Origin of the sequence: Xenorhabdus budapestensis, from assembly GCF_002632465.1 — a bacterium.
Classification (GTDB): Bacteria; Pseudomonadota; Gammaproteobacteria; order Enterobacterales; family Enterobacteriaceae; genus Xenorhabdus; species Xenorhabdus budapestensis.
In genome coordinates, this window is record NZ_NIBS01000067.1 from 1 (window position 1) to 2,728 (window position 2,728).

General features: G+C 41.1%; 5 protein-coding genes. 1 reads left to right on the top strand and 4 read right to left on the bottom strand.

The window, feature by feature from the left end; translation table 11 throughout:
- Positions 1 to 126: 126 nt before the first annotated feature.
- The 4 genes from Xbud_RS18700 to Xbud_RS18710 form a co-directional block, all read right to left on the bottom strand.
- Positions 127 to 396 (bottom strand): hypothetical protein, encoded by a 270-nt coding sequence (locus tag Xbud_RS18700; protein ID WP_099137489.1) that lies wholly within the window; start codon positions 394 to 396, stop codon positions 127 to 129.
- Between the two features lie 26 nt (positions 397 to 422).
- Entirely contained in the window at positions 423 to 572 is a 150-nt protein-coding gene (locus Xbud_RS19995) for a hypothetical protein (protein WP_169923117.1), read from the bottom strand.
- Between the two features lie 2 nt (positions 573 to 574).
- Positions 575 to 823 (bottom strand): hypothetical protein, encoded by a 249-nt coding sequence (locus Xbud_RS18705; protein WP_099137490.1) that lies wholly within the window; start codon positions 821 to 823, stop codon positions 575 to 577.
- A 606-nt stretch (positions 824 to 1,429) separates the two neighbouring features.
- Positions 1,430 to 2,170, bottom strand: coding sequence for a LexA family transcriptional regulator (locus Xbud_RS18710; protein ID WP_099137491.1), 741 nt, complete (start codon positions 2,168 to 2,170; stop codon positions 1,430 to 1,432).
- Between the two features lie 88 nt (positions 2,171 to 2,258).
- On the opposite strand from Xbud_RS18710, the gene Xbud_RS18715 reads away from it, so the two are divergent.
- A complete protein-coding gene (locus Xbud_RS18715; RefSeq protein WP_099137492.1) occupies positions 2,259 to 2,489 on the top strand; it encodes a helix-turn-helix domain-containing protein in 231 nt (76 codons plus the stop codon).
- Positions 2,490 to 2,728 lie beyond the last annotated feature (239 nt).

Below are 2,728 nucleotides of genomic sequence, written 5' to 3' on the forward strand. Positions count from 1 at the left end.
GTCAATTGAAAAGAGTTAAGTTCGTTACTTCTCATCATGGTGAATCACATAGTCCATCGTTCAGGATCTTGCTTGGTTACTGCCAAAATCCTTAGCACAGCTCACTCGGAAATGAGCTGGAGTTAGTTAACAGTTATCCAATGTTCCTCTAATCCAATGTTCCTCTGGAGTAAGTTCAGAGCTGTCTTTAATTACAAATGGCTTATCGAGAAAATCGAAACGTTTACTGCTAGGCCAATAATCAAAAACTAATTTCTGACAAAACAATCCTGTATCCATAGCATCCTGTGCATTTGCAAAGTACATATAAGAACCTGCCAACTCATTCGATACTCTGGAAACTTGATTTGCCGTTCTGTACATAATAACGACTTGATTTGATCTCATTATTTCCATATCCCCCCCCTCGCTGTTACTGTTAACTATGGATAGCGAATGCCACGGCGTTTGGATAGCGCCATTTGGACGCTGATTTTACGCATTGAATGATCATTATTATTGCGATAATTAATAGCGGACTGGCGATTACGGTTCATTGATGCACGAACTTCGTTGATAAATTCTATATTCATTTTCACCTCGCAGTAACCCCGCCTGACTCCTGACGACGGCGGGATTTGGTTTTGGTTGAAACTGGTTTTTTAGATGGAGCACCGTTAACTGTCGTAATGAAGCTGGTTAATGCGTCAACAGTGTCGCGTTCCTGTTTGGTCATGCGTTGTTTGGGTTGGCGGTTGTTCCAGAAGTTATCGCGCTCTTTTTTCCGCTCTTGAGCGAAGAAGCCATCAAGTATATTTTCCAGCCAGTAATCTTTCTTGTTCATAGAAATTTCCCCTGTAATTAGCTCACCATAGACCACTCAGTGAATGATCTGTGGTCAGTCACCACACTCTCGCAGTGGTCGCGCTCATGCCCTTGAGGTTCTGTCGCTTTCTAGCCGCTGATAATCGGTGCAAGTTGGCTTTCTTGCTGCTCTACCGTGGTGGCTCATTTTGGCCTGCGGTCTATCCGCTTTGCTAAAGCATGATTTAGTTTTCCTTTTGGTTAATAAACACGACATCACATTATGACAAGTACGCCTTTACGGAGCTGGCTTTGCTTACCCCGATTGCCTAAGAATAATTCCCGGCGCTATTTCGATTTGCTAGGGCTCGTCAGTTGCCTGTCGTGGGTCTATGTTGTTAAAGAGCGGTACTGCATTTATCTTTCGGCTGGGTGCCTTGGGTGAATTCATTATTAACCGTCAGTTAATCCAAGTCAATAACCAATGGTTAATTTAATTAAAAATAAAGAATAAGTCATTGTTTTTACAGTTAATATTTTTTTAATTGGTAGTGAAATTGTGATTTAGGTAACGTTTTTGATGGGATAAATGGATATAGCCGCTAGTTAAGCGGCTATATTTGAAGGGGTAATTGAAAATTGTTACTCACCAAGCCATCACAGACCAGTGAATAACCCTGCCTATTATTTTGACACTCTGAGTTTCCGCGATTTCATCGGGGAACTCTATGGAATTAAAACTGCGTATAATTAATTTTCCGGGTTGACGATATAACAATTTAATGCGGAATAAATCGTCTTGTTCAATAGCGTATATTCCTCCATCTACAATGTGTTGATGCCCTCGGTCAACAGTTACAGTTGAGCCATCTGGAATTACCGGAGACATACTGTCACCATGAACAGGGAATGCCACTACATTTGCAGGATCTGCCCCATATCGACGAAGAGTAGAACGCAAGAATCTCAATTTAAATCCATTATAATCTTCGTTAATACAACAACCGCTTCCAGCGGCTAGCTCTATGCTTTTAAAATATGGGATAACAACCTCATCATCAATGATTGGGCTATTGTGATCCCACGGCTGAACCTCTTCTTCTACAACATTTGATAATGGCACTCCATCTATTTTTTTAGATCCTCGACCATACTCCAACCATTCCGGTTTGACATTCAACCACTTACTCAATGCTAAAATATTGCTGGAATCTGGAATTGACTCAGAGTTTAGCCACTTCCAAACCGCAGGCCCACTGACTTTTATCTTCTGTTCGGCAAGTGCATCAGTAATTCTCTTGCCTAGTCCACGCCCAGCCAAACCAGCGTCCAAGCAAGCTTCTTTTAGCCGTTTTGTGAACTCAACCTTCTCTTTGTTTTTAACCATAAGTTAATTATCATCCAGACTTGACTTAACTGTCAGTTAGAATTTATAATTAACTAACAGTTAATCTAATTAATAAGGGTATTAACCAATGAACCCAGTTGAGTTCGCAGTTAATGCCGTTGGTGGGCAAACCGCGGCAGCGAAAATATGCAGAAAAAGCCCCGTAGCGGTCTGGAAATGGGTACAAAACGGTTGCTTGCCTCGCACTGAGTACACAGGAAAAACCCAGTACTCAAAATTGCTGGCAGAACATTCTAACGGGAAATTCACCGAAAAATGGTTACTGCAAGCAGCTAATCCAGATAAAGGATTCGTGTAGTTATAGTACGCTCTTTAACAATCTACCCTCACGACAGGCTGCTGGTGTGACCCTAGCAAACTGAAATTGCGCCGAGTAAAACTCAGGCAATCGGGAAATTACGCCCGTAAAGGCTGATCATCATGATGCCAGTTCGTGTTTATTAATCATCATCTATCTCAGGATAGTTGATATTTTTGTTTATTTATTAAACGAAATTTCACTTTAGGAATTTTACGTATGAAAGAGACAATAGAAAA

Coding starts and splice junctions, on each gene's coding strand:
- Xbud_RS18700 (WP_099137489.1), bottom strand. CDS start 396: ATGGAAATAATGAGATCAAATCAAGTCGTTATTATGTACAGAACGGCA.
- Xbud_RS19995 (WP_169923117.1), bottom strand. CDS start 572: ATGAATATAGAATTTATCAACGAAGTTCGTGCATCAATGAACCGTAAT.
- Xbud_RS18705 (WP_099137490.1), bottom strand. CDS start 823: ATGAACAAGAAAGATTACTGGCTGGAAAATATACTTGATGGCTTCTTC.
- Xbud_RS18710 (WP_099137491.1), bottom strand. CDS start 2,170: ATGGTTAAAAACAAAGAGAAGGTTGAGTTCACAAAACGGCTAAAAGAA.
- Xbud_RS18715 (WP_099137492.1), top strand. CDS start 2,259: ATGAACCCAGTTGAGTTCGCAGTTAATGCCGTTGGTGGGCAAACCGCG.